15 protein-coding genes are annotated in these 17,123 nt (G+C 40.8%); 11 read left to right on the top strand and 4 right to left on the bottom strand.

Annotated elements, in window-relative coordinates; genetic code table 11:
* Positions 1-9: 9 nt before the first annotated feature.
* On the bottom strand, positions 10-1,050 hold the full coding sequence (bioB, locus tag EU510_RS03745; protein WP_149592317.1) for a biotin synthase BioB: 1,041 nt from the start codon (positions 1,048-1,050) through the stop codon (positions 10-12).
* A gap of 95 nt (positions 1,051-1,145) precedes the next feature.
* On the opposite strand from bioB, the gene bioA reads away from it, so the two are divergent.
* From bioA to EU510_RS03720, 5 genes are all read left to right on the top strand, one after another.
* The gene (gene bioA, locus EU510_RS03740) at positions 1,146-2,447 is read left to right on the top strand and encodes an adenosylmethionine--8-amino-7-oxononanoate transaminase (protein ID WP_149592316.1); all 1,302 of its coding nucleotides are present in this window, start codon (positions 1,146-1,148) and stop codon (positions 2,445-2,447) included.
* A 171-nt stretch (positions 2,448-2,618) separates the two neighbouring features.
* Positions 2,619-3,431: a hypothetical protein gene (locus EU510_RS03735; protein ID WP_149592315.1), complete on the top strand. Its 813-nt coding sequence runs from the start codon at positions 2,619-2,621 to the stop codon at positions 3,429-3,431.
* Complete coding sequence (locus EU510_RS03730; RefSeq protein WP_149592314.1) at positions 3,432-4,472, top strand: extracellular solute-binding protein; 1,041 nt, start codon at positions 3,432-3,434, stop codon at positions 4,470-4,472.
* Positions 4,472-5,971 carry an ABC transporter permease gene (locus tag EU510_RS03725; RefSeq protein ID WP_149592313.1) on the top strand — a complete coding sequence of 500 codons (1,500 nt, stop codon included), beginning with the start codon at positions 4,472-4,474 and terminating at the stop codon, positions 5,969-5,971. The genes EU510_RS03730 and EU510_RS03725 overlap by 1 nt, the downstream gene beginning before the upstream one ends.
* A gap of 15 nt (positions 5,972-5,986) precedes the next feature.
* Positions 5,987-7,003, top strand: a complete 1,017-nt coding sequence (locus EU510_RS03720; protein WP_149592312.1) for an ABC transporter ATP-binding protein — start codon at positions 5,987-5,989, stop codon at positions 7,001-7,003.
* Positions 7,004-7,065: 62 nt separating this feature from the next.
* Here EU510_RS03720 and EU510_RS03715 read toward each other — a convergent pair whose 3' ends face one another.
* Positions 7,066-7,500, bottom strand: coding sequence for an ATP-binding protein (locus EU510_RS03715; RefSeq protein WP_149592311.1), 435 nt, complete (start codon positions 7,498-7,500; stop codon positions 7,066-7,068).
* Between the two features lie 297 nt (positions 7,501-7,797).
* Here EU510_RS03715 and asnS point away from each other — a divergent pair, with 297 nt between their 5' ends.
* Entirely contained in the window at positions 7,798-9,195 is a 1,398-nt protein-coding gene (gene asnS, locus EU510_RS03710) for an asparagine--tRNA ligase (protein ID WP_149592310.1), read from the top strand.
* A gap of 139 nt (positions 9,196-9,334) precedes the next feature.
* Here asnS and EU510_RS03705 read toward each other — a convergent pair whose 3' ends face one another.
* Both EU510_RS03705 and EU510_RS03700 read right to left on the bottom strand, forming a co-directional pair.
* On the bottom strand, positions 9,335-10,261 hold the full coding sequence (locus EU510_RS03705) for an electron transfer flavoprotein subunit alpha/FixB family protein (protein WP_149592309.1): 927 nt from the start codon (positions 10,259-10,261) through the stop codon (positions 9,335-9,337).
* Positions 10,262-11,011 carry an electron transfer flavoprotein subunit beta/FixA family protein gene (locus tag EU510_RS03700; protein WP_149592308.1) on the bottom strand — a complete coding sequence of 250 codons (750 nt, stop codon included), beginning with the start codon at positions 11,009-11,011 and terminating at the stop codon, positions 10,262-10,264.
* A 221-nt stretch (positions 11,012-11,232) separates the two neighbouring features.
* On the opposite strand from EU510_RS03700, the gene EU510_RS03695 reads away from it, so the two are divergent.
* The 5 genes from EU510_RS03695 (at position 11,233) to EU510_RS03675 (ending at position 17,038) form a co-directional block, all read left to right on the top strand.
* Positions 11,233-12,879 (top strand): electron transfer flavoprotein-ubiquinone oxidoreductase, encoded by a 1,647-nt coding sequence (locus EU510_RS03695; RefSeq protein ID WP_149592307.1) that lies wholly within the window; start codon positions 11,233-11,235, stop codon positions 12,877-12,879.
* Positions 12,880-13,011: 132 nt separating this feature from the next.
* The gene (locus tag EU510_RS03690) at positions 13,012-13,476 is read left to right on the top strand and encodes an acyl-CoA thioesterase (RefSeq protein WP_149592306.1); all 465 of its coding nucleotides are present in this window, start codon (positions 13,012-13,014) and stop codon (positions 13,474-13,476) included.
* 267 nt (positions 13,477-13,743) lie between these two features.
* Positions 13,744-14,313 (top strand): outer membrane beta-barrel protein, encoded by a 570-nt coding sequence (locus EU510_RS03685; protein ID WP_149592305.1) that lies wholly within the window; start codon positions 13,744-13,746, stop codon positions 14,311-14,313.
* Positions 14,314-14,519: 206 nt separating this feature from the next.
* Positions 14,520-15,224 (top strand): tRNA (N6-threonylcarbamoyladenosine(37)-N6)-methyltransferase TrmO, encoded by a 705-nt coding sequence (tsaA, locus tag EU510_RS03680; RefSeq protein WP_149592304.1) that lies wholly within the window; start codon positions 14,520-14,522, stop codon positions 15,222-15,224.
* 89 nt (positions 15,225-15,313) lie between these two features.
* A complete protein-coding gene (locus EU510_RS03675; protein ID WP_149592303.1) occupies positions 15,314-17,038 on the top strand; it encodes a proline--tRNA ligase in 1,725 nt (574 codons plus the stop codon).
* Positions 17,039-17,123: the final 85 nt, after the last annotated feature.

The raw sequence follows: 17,123 nt of genomic DNA, 5'->3' as shown, positions 1-17,123 counted from the left end.
TATAAAAGCCTACGCTTCGTAAAACAATTCAGAGGTTGCTTGGTCGGCTACTTGCGATGAAAGCGAGGCTTCTACTGCTTCGTCTGAATAGTCGTGACGTTTTTCTGGGTTCATGCCTAGTTTTTTAATTAGGTTCATATCGGCATCAGCGTCTGGGTTTTCGGTGGTAAGAAGTTTGTCGCCATAAAATATTGAGTTAGCGCCTGCAAAAAAGCACATTGATTGCATTTGCTCGTTCATGGCGTTACGCCCTGCCGATAAACGCACATAGCTATGTGGCATCATAATACGCGCTGTTGCAATGGTACGTATAAATTCAAAGTGATCTAAATCCTCTGCGTTTTCAAGCGGTGTGCCTTTAACTTTAACGAGCATATTAATAGGCACGCTTTCTGGCTGTTGTGGCAAATTAGCTAGTTGCATAAGTAGTCCAAAGCGGTCGCTTGCTTGCTCGCCCATACCGACTATTCCGCCAGAGCATACTTTCATACCGGCATCGCGTACGTGGTCAATAGTATTTAATCTATCTTGAAAGGTACGGGTTGATATAATTTGCTCATAATACTCAGGTGACGTGTCAAGGTTATGATTATAGTAATCAAGCCCTGCGTCTCTAAGTTCATGGGCTTTTTCGTTTGTGAGTTTACCCAGCGTCATACAGGTTTCAAGCCCTAGCTCTTTTACTTCTTTAACCATTTGCGAAATGTATGGCATGTCTCTGTCTTTTGGATCTGACCATGCAGCCCCCATACAAAAACGCGTCGCGCCTTTTTGTTTTGCAAGGCGTGCTTGCTCTACAACTTTTTCTACTTCTATTAAGCGTTCGCGTTCTAAATCAGTTCTGTAATGGCCCGACTGCGGGCAGTACTTACAGTCTTCTGGGCAAGCGCCTGTTTTAATTGATAACAACGTTGAAATTTGCACTTCATTTGGATTGAAGTTAGCACGGTGAACCGATGCGGCTTTAAAAAGTAAATCGTTAAATGGCATTTCAAATAATGCTTTAACTTCAGCGTGGGTCCAATCGTGACGGACAGGTGCAAGTTCCATAATACTCTCTTATTTTTTTTCATAACGGTGATATTGGCTTAGTCTACGAGTTGAAGTACCATTGTCAACGAAGCCCACCAAGTTAAAGTTTACATATGATTAAAAAGAATACGATTGACCTTGATTTTGATCGTGAGCACATTTGGCATCCATATACGTCTATGACTAAGCCAATTCCGATATACCCCGTTACACATGCAAATCACAATATTATTCACCTCGAAACTGGCGAGCAATTAATCGATGGTATGGCCTCGTGGTGGAGCGCAATACATGGCTATAACCACCCTGTTATAAATAACGCCATGATTGAGCAAATTAATAATATGAGCCACATTATGTTTGGCGGTATTACGCATAACAGCGCGGTAGAGCTTTGCAAAAAAATAGTAAATATAACGCCGCCGAGTTTAACTAAAGTGTTTTTAGCCGACAGCGGCTCAGTAAGCGTTGAAGTAGCGATTAAAATGGCGCTGCAATATTGGTTAAGCCAAGGCATTACAACAAAACAAAAATTAATGACGCCATACAAGGGCTACCATGGCGACACCTTTGCAGCCATGAGTGTATGCGACCCAGTTAACTCAATGCATAGTTTATATTCAGGCTTTTTACCTGAGCATGTATTTGTGCCTGCACCGGTTAGTCAATTTGGGGGCGAGTTTAACCAAGCTGAAGCCCAGGAGCTTGAAGAATACTTTAAAACAAACCATAACCAAGTAGCCGCCTTTATCATTGAGCCAATAGTGCAAAACGCGGGTGGTATGAACTTTTATCACCCTGATTATTTAGCCTGCGTACGTAAATTGTGCACCCAATATAACGTACTGCTAATTTGCGACGAAATTGCCACAGGCTTTGGCCGTACAGGTAAATTATTTGCTGTAGAGCACGCCAATATAGAGCCCGATATAATGTGTATTGGTAAAGCATTAACTGGCGGCTCAATGACGCTATCGGCCACTATCACTAGCGACAAAATAGCCATTGGCATCAGCGAAGGTGAAGCAGGTGTTCTAATGCACGGCCCTACTTTTATGGGTAATCCGCTTGCCTGTGCAGCAGCCTGCGCAAGTATTGATTTATTACTTGAGCAAAACTGGCAACAACGAATAAAGCAAATAAACACCCAGCTACAACAACTTAATAAATGCAGTGAACTAGAAGCGGTTGCCAATGTACGTACCTTAGGTGCTATTGGTGTTGTTGAGCTAAACGAGGCTACTGGCAATGTTGATGTTGCTAAAATTCAGGCTTATTTTGTAGAGCAAGGCGTATGGATACGTCCATTCGGTAAACTAATTTACCTTATGCCACCGTATATAAGTGATGATGCAAGTATAAAAACACTGTGTGATGCCATTTATAATGCTATTAAAGGCAAGCATTACGCTTAATAGCCGGTCTCAATATATTCTCTTAATACAGGTTATAGCACTATTTGCTGTAACCTACCGCTACATTTAGTGTTTTTATCTATTAAGCGAGTTTGTGGTTATTGATCTCGTTAACTATTAGCTATATGATAATGTCTATCATTTACAATTACCTTTTTGGACTCTTTTGCTATGAAATTACTATTTAAACCAGCCAAAACTTTAGGCGCAAGCCTTTTACTAGCCTCGGCGTTTATGGCTCAACCAGTATTAGCTAACGGCCCTATTGGCGAGCATGTTAATCATCTTCAAGCTAACCTTAAAAGCTACACCGAAGAAGTAGAATGGATGGTAGGCAAAGTTGATACCATGGTAAGCGACTACGATACTAAAGGCTCAAAAGCAGTAAAAACTGATGATTTAATTGAATATTGGGAATCAGTTAAGTTTCACAGCGCAATAGAAACTAATTTTGTACCAGTATACGCTTCTATTTGGCAGGGTCTTTATGGCGTAAAAATGGCCATTGATAATAAAGAGCCTGCTGAGGAAGTTCGTAAACAGCAAAAAGCGATGAACATAGCCTTGTGGCAAGGCCTTGGGGCTGTTAAGCTTGCTGCAAAATTCCAGCAAAAAGGCTTGTTAGACACTGTAAAAGCAACCGCTACAACTCAAATGACACAAAGTGCCACAATTGATGAAATTAAGCACAAATTAGACCGTGTTGTAGCTAAATTTGCTGAGCGTTTACGAGACGAAGCAACTGAAATTGTTCACGATACTTACCTGCACCTATTTGAAGGCGTAGAAGGTACGCTTATTGAACAAGACGCTAACCTAGTTGAAGTGCTGGAAAAAGACTTTAACGTAACACTGCCACAAGCCATTAAAAACAGCAAAAGCGTAGACGAAGTACGCGATGTGATCAGTGATATGCAAACAAAATTAGACCGCGCTAAGGTTTTAATAGAAAAAGCCGAAAAAGCACGTAAGGATGTATTTTAAGTGAAGCGTAGGACCTTTATTCAAGGCCTAGCTGCGTTAGGGGTGGTTGGCTCATTGCCACTGCCTCTTTCTCGTGCGCTAGCCGCTGATATAGCAAACCCTGTTTCTGTTGACGATTTACCAAAGCTTAAAGGCGAGTTAACCCTTTACTTAGGCCGAGGCGAAGGTGGTTTGTATGAAAACGTATTACAAGCAATCCAGAAAAAAAATCCAGACTTTAAGTTAGGCATTCGCCGAGGTCCTACTGCTGCTTTAGCAAATACCATTGTTGCAGAAGCTAAAGCTGGCGTTAAACGCGCTGATTTATTTTGGGCGGTTGATTCAGGCGCGATTGGTTTAGTAACCGATGCAGGCCTTGCACAACCTTTCCCTGGCGATTTATCTGCTCAGTTACAACCACAATTTAGATATAAAGAGTGGGCACCAGTAACTGGCCGTATTCGTACATTGCCATATAACACGTCGCGTTTAACTAAAGATCAAATTCCAACAAGTATTATGGAAATTGCCGACAGCGATTTAAGTATTGGCTGGGCACCCGCCTACGCTTCTTTTCAATCGTTTGTAACCGCAATGCGAATCTTAGAAGGCGATAACAAAACCGCTAAGTGGCTTAAAAAGATTCAAAAACGTGCTAAAACATACGCTGGAGAATTAGGCGTTGTTATGGGTGTTGAGCGCGGTGAAGTTGATATTGGTTTTGCAAATCACTATTACACTCTGCGTTTAAAATCAGGCAAGCCTGATGCCAAGCTTGATTTAGCATTTACACAAAATGATGCGGGCTGTTTAGTTAATGCATCGGGTGTATTAGCACTTAACGATGATCCGCTTGCTACTAACTTTATGCGTTACTTACTAAGTAAAGAAGTACAAGGTTACTTAGCCAGTGAAGCGTACGAAATTCCGTTAGTAAATGGTATTACCCAACCTGAGGGTTTACCGTCACTTGCTAATATTTCTCCACCTAAAGTAGATTTAACACAGCTTGCTGATTTACGCCCTACTATAGATTTGATGCGAAGCAGCGGCGTATTGTAATGAAAATACCTGCCTCTTATCCAATGGCGCTGCTTGCAGCGCTTGTTGCACTAACCCCTGTTTATGTATTAATTGTGCTTGCAAGCGATGCAAGCTCAGTATTTGACACCCACAATCTGCAAATTTTAGGCAACACGTTATCGTTAATGGGTTTAACGGTACTCGGATCTATTTTAATTGGTGTGCCACTAGCGTTTATTAGCGCGTACGTGCATTTACCATTTAAAAAGCTCTGGCTGGTTGTATTTGCAGCCCCACTGGCAATTCCCAGTTATATTGGCGCATTTACCCTTTATGCTGCTTTTGGCCCCGGTGGCGAAATAAACACCTTAACAGGAATAGAAACACCATCAATGTATGGCCTAACAGGTGCCGCCATTGTAATGACACTTTATACCTTCCCATTTGTAATGATGACAACTCGCTCATCCTTACTAAGCCTTGATGCAAGCATGGTTAATGCCGCGCGTACGCTGGGCATGTCGATGACGCAAAGTATATTTAAAGTTATATTACCGCGCGTAGTAAACGGTATTGCAGCAGGCTCTTTGTTAGTCGCGCTTTATACGTTATCAGACTTTGGCACGCCCGCAATGATGCGCCTAGATACTTTTACCCGCGTAATTTATGTTGAATACAACGCCTTTGCGTTAGGGCGCGCTGCAATGCTTTCACTTCAACTGATGGTTATTGTCGGCTTTTTACTTTTAGTAGAATCACAAATAAAAACAGCGCCTGAGCGCCATGGTCGTCCGTTAATTTTATTTCCAAACAAGTTACAGTTAAGTGCAATGTTTGTTACTTTTTCACCTGTTTTACTACTCGCTATTGGCTTGCCTTTGGCTATATTTTCGCTTTGGTTAGCTCGCGATGGTTTTAGCTCATTTGATTTTAATATTGCGTGGAACTCTACGTATGCATCGGGTATTGCGGCAATTGTAGCCGTTATCGTTGCGATCCCCGTTGCGCATGCCGCACTGAGTGGAAAAGCGGGTCGTATAATGGAACGTGTTACTTACTTTGGCTTTGGTATTCCGGGTATAGTAATGGGCACAGCGCTTGTTTACGGTGGTTTACAGTTGCCGTTTTTATATCAAACACTGGGGTTGCTTATTATTGCTTACATGCTGCGATTTTTACCACTTGCTGTAGGCTCTGTTAGAACAAGCACCGAACACTTAGATCCGAGCTTAGTAAAGTCTGCGCGCGTATTAGGGGCAAGCCCACGTGAAGTATTTACTCGCATAACACTGCCTTTAACTATGCGCGGTATTATTGCTGGTGCAGCACTAGTATTTTTAGAGTCAATGCGCGAACTAGAAGCCACGCTACTACTTGGCCCAACGGGGTTTGAAACCCTCTCTACCTATTTATGGCGTGTATACGAAGCGGGCTATTTTGGTCGCGCCGCTATTCCTGGATTGTTGTTAGTAGTGATATCTGCCTGCGGGTTAGCTATTATGATGGCTGGCGAAAAACGCAACCAGTTTGAAAATTAAGGATTAAAAAAAACAATGCTATCTGTAAGTCAGTTGTCTATAGATTATGGCAGTAACCGCGTAGTAAGCGATTTAAACCTATCGCTTGAACAAAGTGAAATCCTTATGCTTGTCGGCCCTACAGGCTGTGGTAAGAGCACAATTTTACAAGCACTTGCTGGGCTTTTACCTATCAGCGAAGGCGAAATAAACGTGGGTAAATGGCGTGCTACGCCTAAATTAACGGTACCACCTGAAAAACGCAGTGTTGGTATGGTGTTTCAAGACTTTGCATTATTTCCGCATTTAACGGTTGAGCAAAACATTTGCTTTAGATTAAAAGATACAGCCCCTGCTGAGTATTGGATAAACCTACTTGGACTGAGCGATTTTAGAGACAAAAAACCAGCAACGCTTTCTGGCGGACAAAAGCAGCGCGTTGCACTTGCGCGTACCCTTGCCCATCAACCTGACTTTGTATTACTTGATGAGCCGCTTTCAAACTTAGATGCCGCCCTTAAAGACATGCTTCGTTGGGATATTAGAAACGCACTAAAAGCCGCTGGAGTACCCGCTATTTGGGTAACACACGACCAAGAAGAAGCACTCTCAGTGGGCGATCGCGTTGGTATTTTAAAAGGCGGTAAAATTCAGCAAATCGATACACCCGAGCGCTGTTTTAGTACCCCAAACAATCGCTTTGTGGCACGCTTTTTAGGTGAAGCCAGCTTTATTAGCGGCCAATTTAGCCAAGGACAAGCCACTACCTCAATTGGTAATGCGCCCGCTCATGGCGTTGACTGTGAAAGTGGCGACGTTGATGTACTACTTAGACCAGACGATGTGTTACTTGTACAAAGCAGTGTTGGCAATAACGGCGAAGTGATTTGGGTACGTTTTGAAGGTGGTAGCCGCTTATGCGCTGTAAAACTTGTGTGCTCTACGGTTGTAACTAGCCGAGTAAGCCATGAAGTTGTGGTAAACCCTGGCGATGAAGTGCATGTATCACTCAGTACCTCGCACCCACTAGCGGTTTATACAAAAGCTAACTAGTAGAGCTAAAAACTAAAAAAGCCCATATGTATGGGCTTTTTTAGTTAATACATTAACGCAAATCACCACTCAAACATGTAGGCCATTTTGCTTATGGTTTTTAGCGGCACATTATGTGAGTTTCGTTTAGCGTATAGGTGCTGCATAGCTTTGTCTTTTACTTCACCCACTATCACTTCTTTTACTTGATAACCTAAAGCAACGGCAGCTTGAGAGTAAGCTATAAATTCCCACTTTTTAATATTGGTGTTATCTACGATCACCAATGGAATGCCTTGAGCAAGTGCATTTATAAAGCGCGCCAAATTTAAATTATGAAATTGTGGTAACTTAAATTTATCAAAATGATATTCGCCCTGCTCATTACTAAAGTAATCATCAGTTGAGCAAATTAGATACTGACTTTCGTCGGCTCCACCTAATTCGTCAGCAAGGCTTTGCGCGTAGTAAGACTTACCACTTCCTGGTAGTCCTCGTAAAATAAAAACTTGTTTCATAGCATCGATTTTTTAAGGGTGAATAAATATTAATTTAGTTTGTATGTTAATAATGCCACAAAATCATTAAATTTCAGAGTAACAAATCATAATAGTGGCAATTAAACTCTAAAAACTGTTTAAAAATAAAGCGCATGCATAAAAACTTTTAAAGAGTTGCCCACAATAGTTTTTTTATTTAACTTTACTAGGTAAGATACAGGGTTCAAGTGCAACGCCGTTTATGTGCAATTTATGCCCGAGTGTTGCGCACAGTTAAAATAAAATAGTTAGGCAACTTATATCATTGGAGTGAAGATGAGCCATTTAGCGATTTCAGAGCTATTAAAAGGCAATGTTGCGGTAGACAGCCAAGTAACAATTAAGGGCTGGATCCGTACTCGCCGCGATTCAAAAGCAGGAATTTCATTTTTAGCCGTTCATGACGGTTCGTGTTTTGATCCTATTCAAGCGGTAGTTCCTAATTCACTGAATAATTATGATGAAGTTACTAGCTTAACAGCCGGTTGTTCTGTGTCGGTTACTGGTGTTTTAGTACAATCTGCTGGCCAAGGTCAGTCTTTCGAAATTCAAGCTAATACTGTAACTGTATTAGGTTGGGTAGAAAACCCAGATTCATACCCAATGTCGGCAAAGCGCCACAGCATTGAGTACTTACGTGAGCACGCACACCTTCGCCCTCGTACAAATATGATTGGCGCGGTAACACGTGTACGTAACTGTTTAGCACAAGCTATTCACCGTTTTTACCACGAGCAAGGCTTTTACTGGATCAGCACGCCAATCATTACGGCAAGTGACTGTGAAGGCGCTGGCGAAATGTTCCGTGTATCAACGCTTGATATGCAAAACTTACCGCTTACAGACAAAGGCGACGTTGACTACAGCGAAGATTTTTTCGGTAAAGAAGCATTCCTTACTGTATCTGGCCAGTTAAATGGCGAGACTTACGCGTCTGCAATGTCAAAAATTTACACGTTTGGTCCTACGTTCCGTGCAGAGAACTCAAATACATCTCGCCACCTTGCAGAATTTTGGATGGTAGAGCCTGAAGTAGCATTTGCTGATTTAGAAGATATAGCAAAACTTGCTGAAAACATGCTTAAGTATGTATTTAAAGCTGTACTTGAAGAGCGCCGTGATGACATGGAATTTTTTGCACAACGTGTAGAAAAAACTGCAATTACGCGTTTAGAAGAATTTGTAGATAAAGACTTTGCACAAGTTGACTACACAGACGCTGTAGAAATTCTTAAAACATGTGGTAAAAAGTTTGAGTACGCTGTTGAATGGGGCGTAGATTTACAGTCTGAGCACGAACGTTACTTAGCTGAAGAACACTTTAAAGCACCGGTAGTTATTAAAAACTACCCACGTGACATTAAAGCATTTTACATGCGCCAAAACGAAGACGGTAAAACCGTTGCCGCAATGGACGTTGTAGCACCTGGTATTGGTGAGATCATTGGTGGTTCACAACGTGAAGAACGCCTTGACGTACTTGATGCACGCTTAGAAGAAATGGGCTTAAACAAAGAAGATTACAGCTGGTACCGCGATTTACGTAAATACGGTAGCGTACCACATTCAGGCTTTGGTTTAGGCTTTGAACGCTTAGTTGCTTATGTAACAGGTATGGGCAACGTACGCGACGTTATTGCCTTCCCTCGCACTAAAGGCAGCGCAACTTACTAATACTAAGTTAGCCGTTTATAAATACTAAAAACCAGCCATTTGGCTGGTTTTTTTGTGTCTTGAATTAACCGTATAAAAAAGCCGCAGCACTCAAAGAGCACCACGGCTTTCAACCAGAATAAGTTTGTTTATTTAAAGGCTATAAAGCACTCTCTAACTGTGGCAGTACTTCAAACAAATCAGCCACTAAACCGTAATCAGCTACCTGAAAGATAGGTGCATCAGGGTCTTTATTAATCGCGACGATTACTTTTGAGTCTTTCATGCCGGCTAAATGCTGAATAGCACCGCTGATACCTACTGCAATATACAAGTTAGGTGCTACAATTTTACCTGTTTGCCCTACTTGCATGTCGTTAGGTACAAAGCCTGCATCAACTGCAGCGCGCGACGCACCAATAGCTGCACCTAGTTTATCGGCAATACCATTGAGTAATGCAAAGTTTTCGCCGTTTTGCATACCGCGACCACCCGATATGACCACACTAGCAGCTGTAAGCTCAGGGCGTTCTGATTCGGTTTGCTCAACACTTACAAAGCTACTTAATTGCGAATCTGAAACTGTATCAATACTTGTTATAGCAACAGCTGATTGCTCACCTTGTAAATCAAAACTACTGGCACGCACGGTAATTACTTTTTTACTGTCGAGTGATTTAACCGTGGCGATTGCATTACCAGCATAAATAGGTCGTTTAAATGTATCTGCATCCACTACTGCGATAATTTCAGAAATTTGCGCAACATCTAATAGCGCGGCAACACGTGGCATAAAGTTTTTGCCCGTTGTAGTAGCACTTGCAACAATGTGGCTGTAGTTGTCGCTAAGTGATAAAACTAAATCGCTCATGCTCTCAGCTAACTGATGTTCATAAACGCTATTATCGGCAACTAAAACATTAGCTACGCCATCAATGCTGGCAACTTGTGAGCTCATTGCGCTTAAGTTGTTACCTACAATTAGCACATTAATAGGAAAACCCATTTTTACTGCGGCGTTAATAGTTTTTGAGGTTTCTGGTTTTAAGGCACCGTTGTCGTGCTCTGCAATTACGAGTGTTTTCATTTAAATCACCTTTGCCTCTGTTTTTAATTTTTCTACAAGCTGCGCAACGTCTTCAACAATAATTCCTGCGGTGCGTTTAGCTGGCTCTTCTACACTTATTAACTGCATACGCGGTGTTAAATCAACACCAAGCGAATCTGCTGCTATTACTTCAAGCGGCTTACGTTTGGCTTTCATAATATTTGGCAGTGATGCATAGCGAGGTTCGTTTAAGCGTAAATCGGTTGTAACAATCGCTGGTAAATTAAGAGCCACCGTTTGCAGCCCGCCATCAACTTCGCGGGTAACATTTACTTTGCCATTTTCAATAACTACTTTTGATGCGAAAGTACCCTGCCCGCGATTAGTTAATGCAGCAAGCATTTGACCTGTTTGATTATTATCTGAGTCGATTGACTGCTTACCTAAAATGACAAGTTCAGGCGTTTCTTGATCAACAATTTTAGCGAGTAACTTTGCAATATGAAGTGACTCGAGCTTTTCATCGGTTTCGATGTGAATGGCTTTGTCAGCGCCCAGTGCTAATGCTGTGCGTAATTGTTCTTGCGACGCTTTTGGACCAATAGTTACGGCAACCACTTCAGTGGCAGTACCGGCTTCTTTGAGGCGAATTGCTTCTTCTATAGCGATTTCACAAAACGGGTTCATTGCCATTTTTACGTTAGTTAAATCAACGTCGCTGTTATCACTTTTAACGCGTGCTTTTACGTTGTAATCAATCACTCTTTTTATTGGTACGAGAACTTTCATAGGAACTCCATAATTATTTAAACCTACAAGGTAACGTGCACGTCAACTTATTTATTTCATGAAATTAGACTACTTCCTGTTGACGTAAACGTCAACCTAAAATAACCTTTAACTATTCACAGTCTGTAACGTTTAATTTGCAAGGTTAAAAATAGGCTGTACACCTTATTTAAATGCGTAGTAAACATTGAAATAAGTCCGTCATAGATAAAGAGGTTATTATGGTCGAACGTGAAACCATGGAATTTGATGTAGTAATTGTTGGTGCAGGCCCAGCTGGGCTTTCAAGTGCAATTAAACTCGCGCAATTAGCACAAGAAAAACAACAAGAGTGCATGATTTGCGTAGTCGAAAAGGGTTCGGAAGTAGGCGCACATGTTCTCTCTGGTGCTGTTTTTGAAACCAAAGCTTTGGATGAACTACTACCTAATTGGCAAGAGCTTGGCGCACCGGTTACAACCAAAGTAACTAACGATGAAATTTATTGGTTTAACAACGAGCAAAAAGCGACATCAATTCCCAATTTTGCTACACCAAAAACATTTCATAATGATGGTAACTACATTGTGTCTATGGGTAATGTATGTCGATGGCTTGCAGAGCAAGCTGAAAGCTTAGGCGTAGAGATTTTTCCAGGATTTAGCGCACACTCTTTAATAATTGAAGATGAAGCAATAAAAGGCATTATTACTGGCGATATGGGTGTCGACAAAGACGGGAATGAAAAAGACGGTTACATGCCTGGCATGGAGCTTCGTGCAAAATACACTATTTTTGCTGAAGGTTGCCGTGGTCATTTAGGTAAACAATTAATTAATGAGTTTGCACTTGATGCAGATTCATCGCCGCAGCATTACGGTTTAGGCTTTAAAGAAATCTGGCAAATAGATGAAAGTAAACATGAGCTTGGCAAGGTAGTTCATGGTACAGGTTGGCCACTTAGCGGCGATACTAATGGTGGTGCATTTATGTATCACAGTGAAAAAAATCAAGTTGTTGTTGGTTTAATTGTTGATTTAAATTACTCAAACCCACATTTAAGCCCGTTTGATGAGTTTCAGCGAATGAAGCACCATCCAGTATTTAAAAATGTACTTGAAGGCGCAGAACGTATTGCTTATGGTGCGCGTGCTATTGCTAAAGGTGGCTTGCATTCATTACCAAAAATGCATTTTGCTGGTGGTTTACTTGTAGGGTGTGATGCAGGCACACTTAATTTTGCAAAAATTAAAGGTAATCACACCGCAATGAAATCGGGAATGATTGCCGCTGAGGTTATTTTTGAAGCATTGCAAAATGAGTTGGCAAATACCGATTTAACTCATTATCAAACGGCATTTGAGCAATCGTGGGCATATAAAGAGTTATATCAATCTCGTAACTTTGGCCCTGCAATGCACAAACTCGGTAAGTTTGTAGGGGGTGCGTATAACACGCTTGATCAAAATATTTTTAATGGCGGTTTACCGTTTACATTTAAAGATAATACGCCCGATCACTCTACCCTTGTTGATGCTAACGCCGCTGAGAAAATAGCGTACCCAAAACCAGATGGACAACTTAGCTTTGATAAACTCTCAAGTGTATTTTTATCAAATACTAATCACGAAGAATCACAGCCGTGTCATTTAAAGCTTAAAGATGCGTCAATTCCTATAAATGTAAACCTAGTTAAATTTGATGAACCCGCACAACGTTATTGCCCAGCAGGCGTTTACGAAGTACAAGAAATGGCAGGCAATAAAGAGTTTGTTATTAATGCACAAAACTGTGTGCATTGTAAAACCTGCGATATTAAAGACCCAAGCCAAAACATTACCTGGGTTACGCCAGAAGGTGCTGGTGGGCCAAATTACCCTAATATGTAACTAAATTATGCGTTATATAGCCATATAACTACGTTTTTTACATATAAATTATAAACATATCCTAAATTGCAGGGGCTTCGGCCCCTTTTTTACGTTATGCTAATAATAGTTTTAATAATAAGAGTGTTATTTATGCCGTCGTCAAAAGTTATTTTTCGTTTTTTAGCAGAGCCTACCGATGTTAATTTTGGTGGTAAAGTTCATGGTGGGGCCGTCATGAAGTGGATTGACCAAGCAGGTTATGCATGTGCTGCAGGTTGGAGTGGTCATTACTGCGTAACTGTTTCGGTTGCGGGTGTTAAATTTAGACGTCCTATTTTAGTGGGTCAAATAGTCGAAGTAGAAGCTAAAATTGCCCATACGGGTAGAAGTAGCATGCAAATATTTATTCAAGTGCGTTGTGGCGATCCAAAAACGCAAAATATGGTTGAAACAAATCATTGTGTTATCAGCTTTATAGCAATGGACGAAACAGGCTACCCTATAGAAGTGCCTTCGTTTAAAGCTGTAACAGAAGAAGATATTAAATTAGAAAATTACGCTATAAAAATGAAAGAAATAGCAATTGAAACAGAAAACTTGCTTCATACAGTTTAAATTACAATTAACACTTTAGAGATGTACCTGATAGGCATGTAAAATACTCATAAAGTTTTGTAAAACATGCAACTCGTATTTGAAAGCAAAATCATAGAAAAGTTCAATTTGTTTATAAAACAACCTAAACGTCATGGTAACTAATACAAAAGTAGCTATTATGGCGTTTTAATACCCTCTTTTAAAATTGGCATGTTCGCTGCAACTAGTTAATTGTCGTTTGATAAATTTAATCAAACATTTAAATTATTTTAAAGGAGCTATTCAATGATTAAAACACTTTCTCTTTCTGCACTTGCTTTAGCAACAATGGGTTTTAACTCTGCAGCACACGCTGACATTTCTGATTTCGATTCTCCACGTATCTATACAGGTATTGGTTACGGTCAATATTCTTTTGAGTTTGAAGATAGCGACAACGACACTGACTTTGACGACGATGCACAAATGCTTAAAGGTTACGTTGGTGCACAATTTAACGAGTACTTAAGCTTAGAGCTTGCTTATCAAAACTTCGATGAAGTAAGTGATATTGATAGTAAAGCTGAAATTGATGGCGTATCGCTTGCCGCACGTTTAGGGTACCCAATAACAGAGAGCTTTTCTGTATACGCAAAAGGTGGTTGGCTTGAGTGGGATGCAGATTACACACAAGATTTACCAGTAGGTAGTGTATCAGCCTCTACAGATGGTGGTGATGCATTTTATGGTGCGGGTATTGAATACGCGCTTACAACAAATGTACAGTTTCGTTTAGAGTACGAACGCTACAAGCTTGATGATGATATTGATCCAGACATGGATGTAGCGTCTGTATCAGTTCAATACATGTTTTAATATGTCTTGAACATGTTTGAAAAGGGTAAGCTTAAGAGCTTACCCTTTTTTGTTTTAGGTCCTTTTTAAATACATTAATATAAACTACTCAGTCTAATAAATAACTTTAAACCATTTGGTCTACAAGCAATAAACTTACTTACATTAATGCCATAAATACTAAATGCAGGTAGAATAGCGCTCTATTTTATTTGTACCCGAGTACTATGAGCGATTATACCATTTCGGCTATTGGCCACATTGAATCTCCTTATAAACAAAAGTTTGCTATACCTAGGCAACCTCGTTTAGTGCCACAAGCCAAGGCAAAACTTATTTTTGCACCTGATTTTAATCGCGAAGAATTTGTACGCGGGCTCGATGAGTTTACTCATATATGGTTACTATTTCGTTTCCACGAAACGGCCGATAAAGGTTATTCTGCCATGGTGCGCCCACCACGTTTAGGTGGCAATGAGCGAAAAGGTGTATTTGCTACCCGCGCTACATTTAGACCAAACGCGATTGGTATGAGCGCAGTAAAACTTGAAGGTATTGAGTATAAAAACGGACAACTTAGTTTATTACTCGCTGGCATTGATTTACTTGATGGCACACCCATTATCGATATTAAACCGTACTTACCCTATTCAGATGCAATGCTTGACGCCAGTGCTGGCTTTGCAGATACACGCCCAGAAACACAAATGACGGTTGAATTTAGCCCTCAGGCAATTGAGTTTGTTAATACGCAAACACAATACCCAGATTTACATGATTTTATAGCTAATGTTTTAAAACAAGATCCCCGCCCCGCTTATAAAAAACAAAAAGAAGGCGAGCAGAGCTATGGGATGACTTTGTACAACTTTAATATTCGTTGGCAGGTTAATGACTCGCATAACGTAGTAACAAGCATAGAAAAAAACTAAATAACTCACTTAGCGCTTTAGTGTAAAAGCATCCGCTGGTAAACTTAAGCTCTATTAAAAGAATATAATTACTCTATTTCGGAAAAAAAATGCGTACAAGCCAATATATACTCGCAACACTTAAAGAAACGCCATCAGATGCTGAAATCGTATCGCATCAGTTAATGCTTAGAGCCGGTATGATCCGTCGCGTCGCTTCGGGTTTATACACTTGGTTACCCTCTGGTTTACGTGTGCTACGTAAAGTAGAAAACATTGTACGTGAAGAGATGGACAAAGCAGGTGCTATTGAAATGCTAATGCCTGTTATTCAACCCGCTGACTTGTGGGAAGAATCTGGTCGTTGGAATGAATTTGGTCCCGAGCTTATGCGCTTTACAGACCGTCATAACCGTACGTTTGCACTTGGTCCAACACACGAAGAAGTAATAACTGATTTCGTACGTAAAGAAATAAGCAGCTACAAGCAGTTACCAGTTACTTTATACCAAGTACAAACTAAAGTACGCGACGAACGTCGCCCTCGCTTTGGTGTTATGCGTGCTCGTGAATTTACAATGAAAGATGCCTACTCTTTTCACTTAAGTGAAGAGTGTTTAGATGCGACTTATCAAGCGATGCACAAAGCATACTGTAATATTTTCGAGCGTTTAGGCCTTGATTACCGTCCTGTTATAGCCGATACAGGCTCTATTGGTGGTAGCGTATCGCACGAGTTTCATGTACTTGCTGAGTCGGGCGAAGATGCAATTGCATTTAGCGATGGCAGTGATTACGCCGCTAATATTGAAAAAGCAGAAGCACTGGCGCCAAACGAGCCACGCCCTGAAGCATCAAAAGAGCTTAAAGCGTTTCCAACTCCTGACGCTAAAACAATTAATGAACTTAAAAAACACTACGGTGTAAAACCTCATCGCGGTGTTAAAACGTTAATTGTTTATGGTACGCCTGATGAAAACGATGTACGTGGTTTAGTGGCGCTTGTACTGCGTGGCGATCATGATTTAAATGAACTTAAAGCTGAAAAACACCCATTAGTAGACTCTCCGCTTGAAATGGCAACAGAGGCAGATATTGTTGCTGCTATTGGCGCAAGACCTGGCTCATTAGGCCCGGTTGGCTTATCTATGCCTATTATTGTTGATAGAACAGCAAACATACTTGCTGATTTTGTTGCCGGTGCAAATAAAGACAACGAGCATTACAGCGGTATTAACTGGGATCGTGACGTAACAGATTATGAAGTTGCTGATATTCGTAATATTGTTGAAGGCGATATGAGCCCATGTGGCCAAGGCGTTTTACAAATTAAACGTGGTGTTGAAGTAGGTCATATATTCCAACTTGGTACTAAATACTCAGAAGCGATGAAAGCGGGCGTATTAAACGAAGGTGGTAAAAACCAAACCATGACTATGGGTTGTTACGGTATTGGTGTTTCACGTATTGTTGCCGCTGCCATTGAACAAAACAACGATCAATACGGGATCATTTGGCCACAATCAATCGCGCCATTCGATTTAGCAATTGTTCCTATGAATATGCATAAATCACATCGTATTCCTGATATTGCAAATAACCTTTACCAAGGTTTAAAAGATGCAGGTCTTGATGTGTTATTTGATGACCGTAAAGAGCGCCCTGGTGTTATGTTTAATGACATGGAACTCATTGGTGTGCCATTTACGCTAGTAATTGGTGAGCGTAACCTTGACGAAAACAAAGTTGAGCTTAAAAACCGCCGAACTGGTGAAAAGCTAATGATTGATATCGATACAGCTATTGATGCAATTAAAGCAGCCGTTAAAGGTTAGCAAAACGCACGCTTAAAAAGACTATAGGCTGCATTTTAAATGTGGCCTTTTTTATGCGTAATCATATCTGATCATCACTCACTTT

The organism is Pseudoalteromonas sp. FUC4 (genome assembly GCF_008370255.1).
Lineage (GTDB): Bacteria > Pseudomonadota > Gammaproteobacteria > Enterobacterales > Alteromonadaceae > Pseudoalteromonas.
The sequence above is the reverse complement of the archived record's forward strand: the minus strand, read 5'-3'. Positions and strand labels throughout refer to the sequence as shown.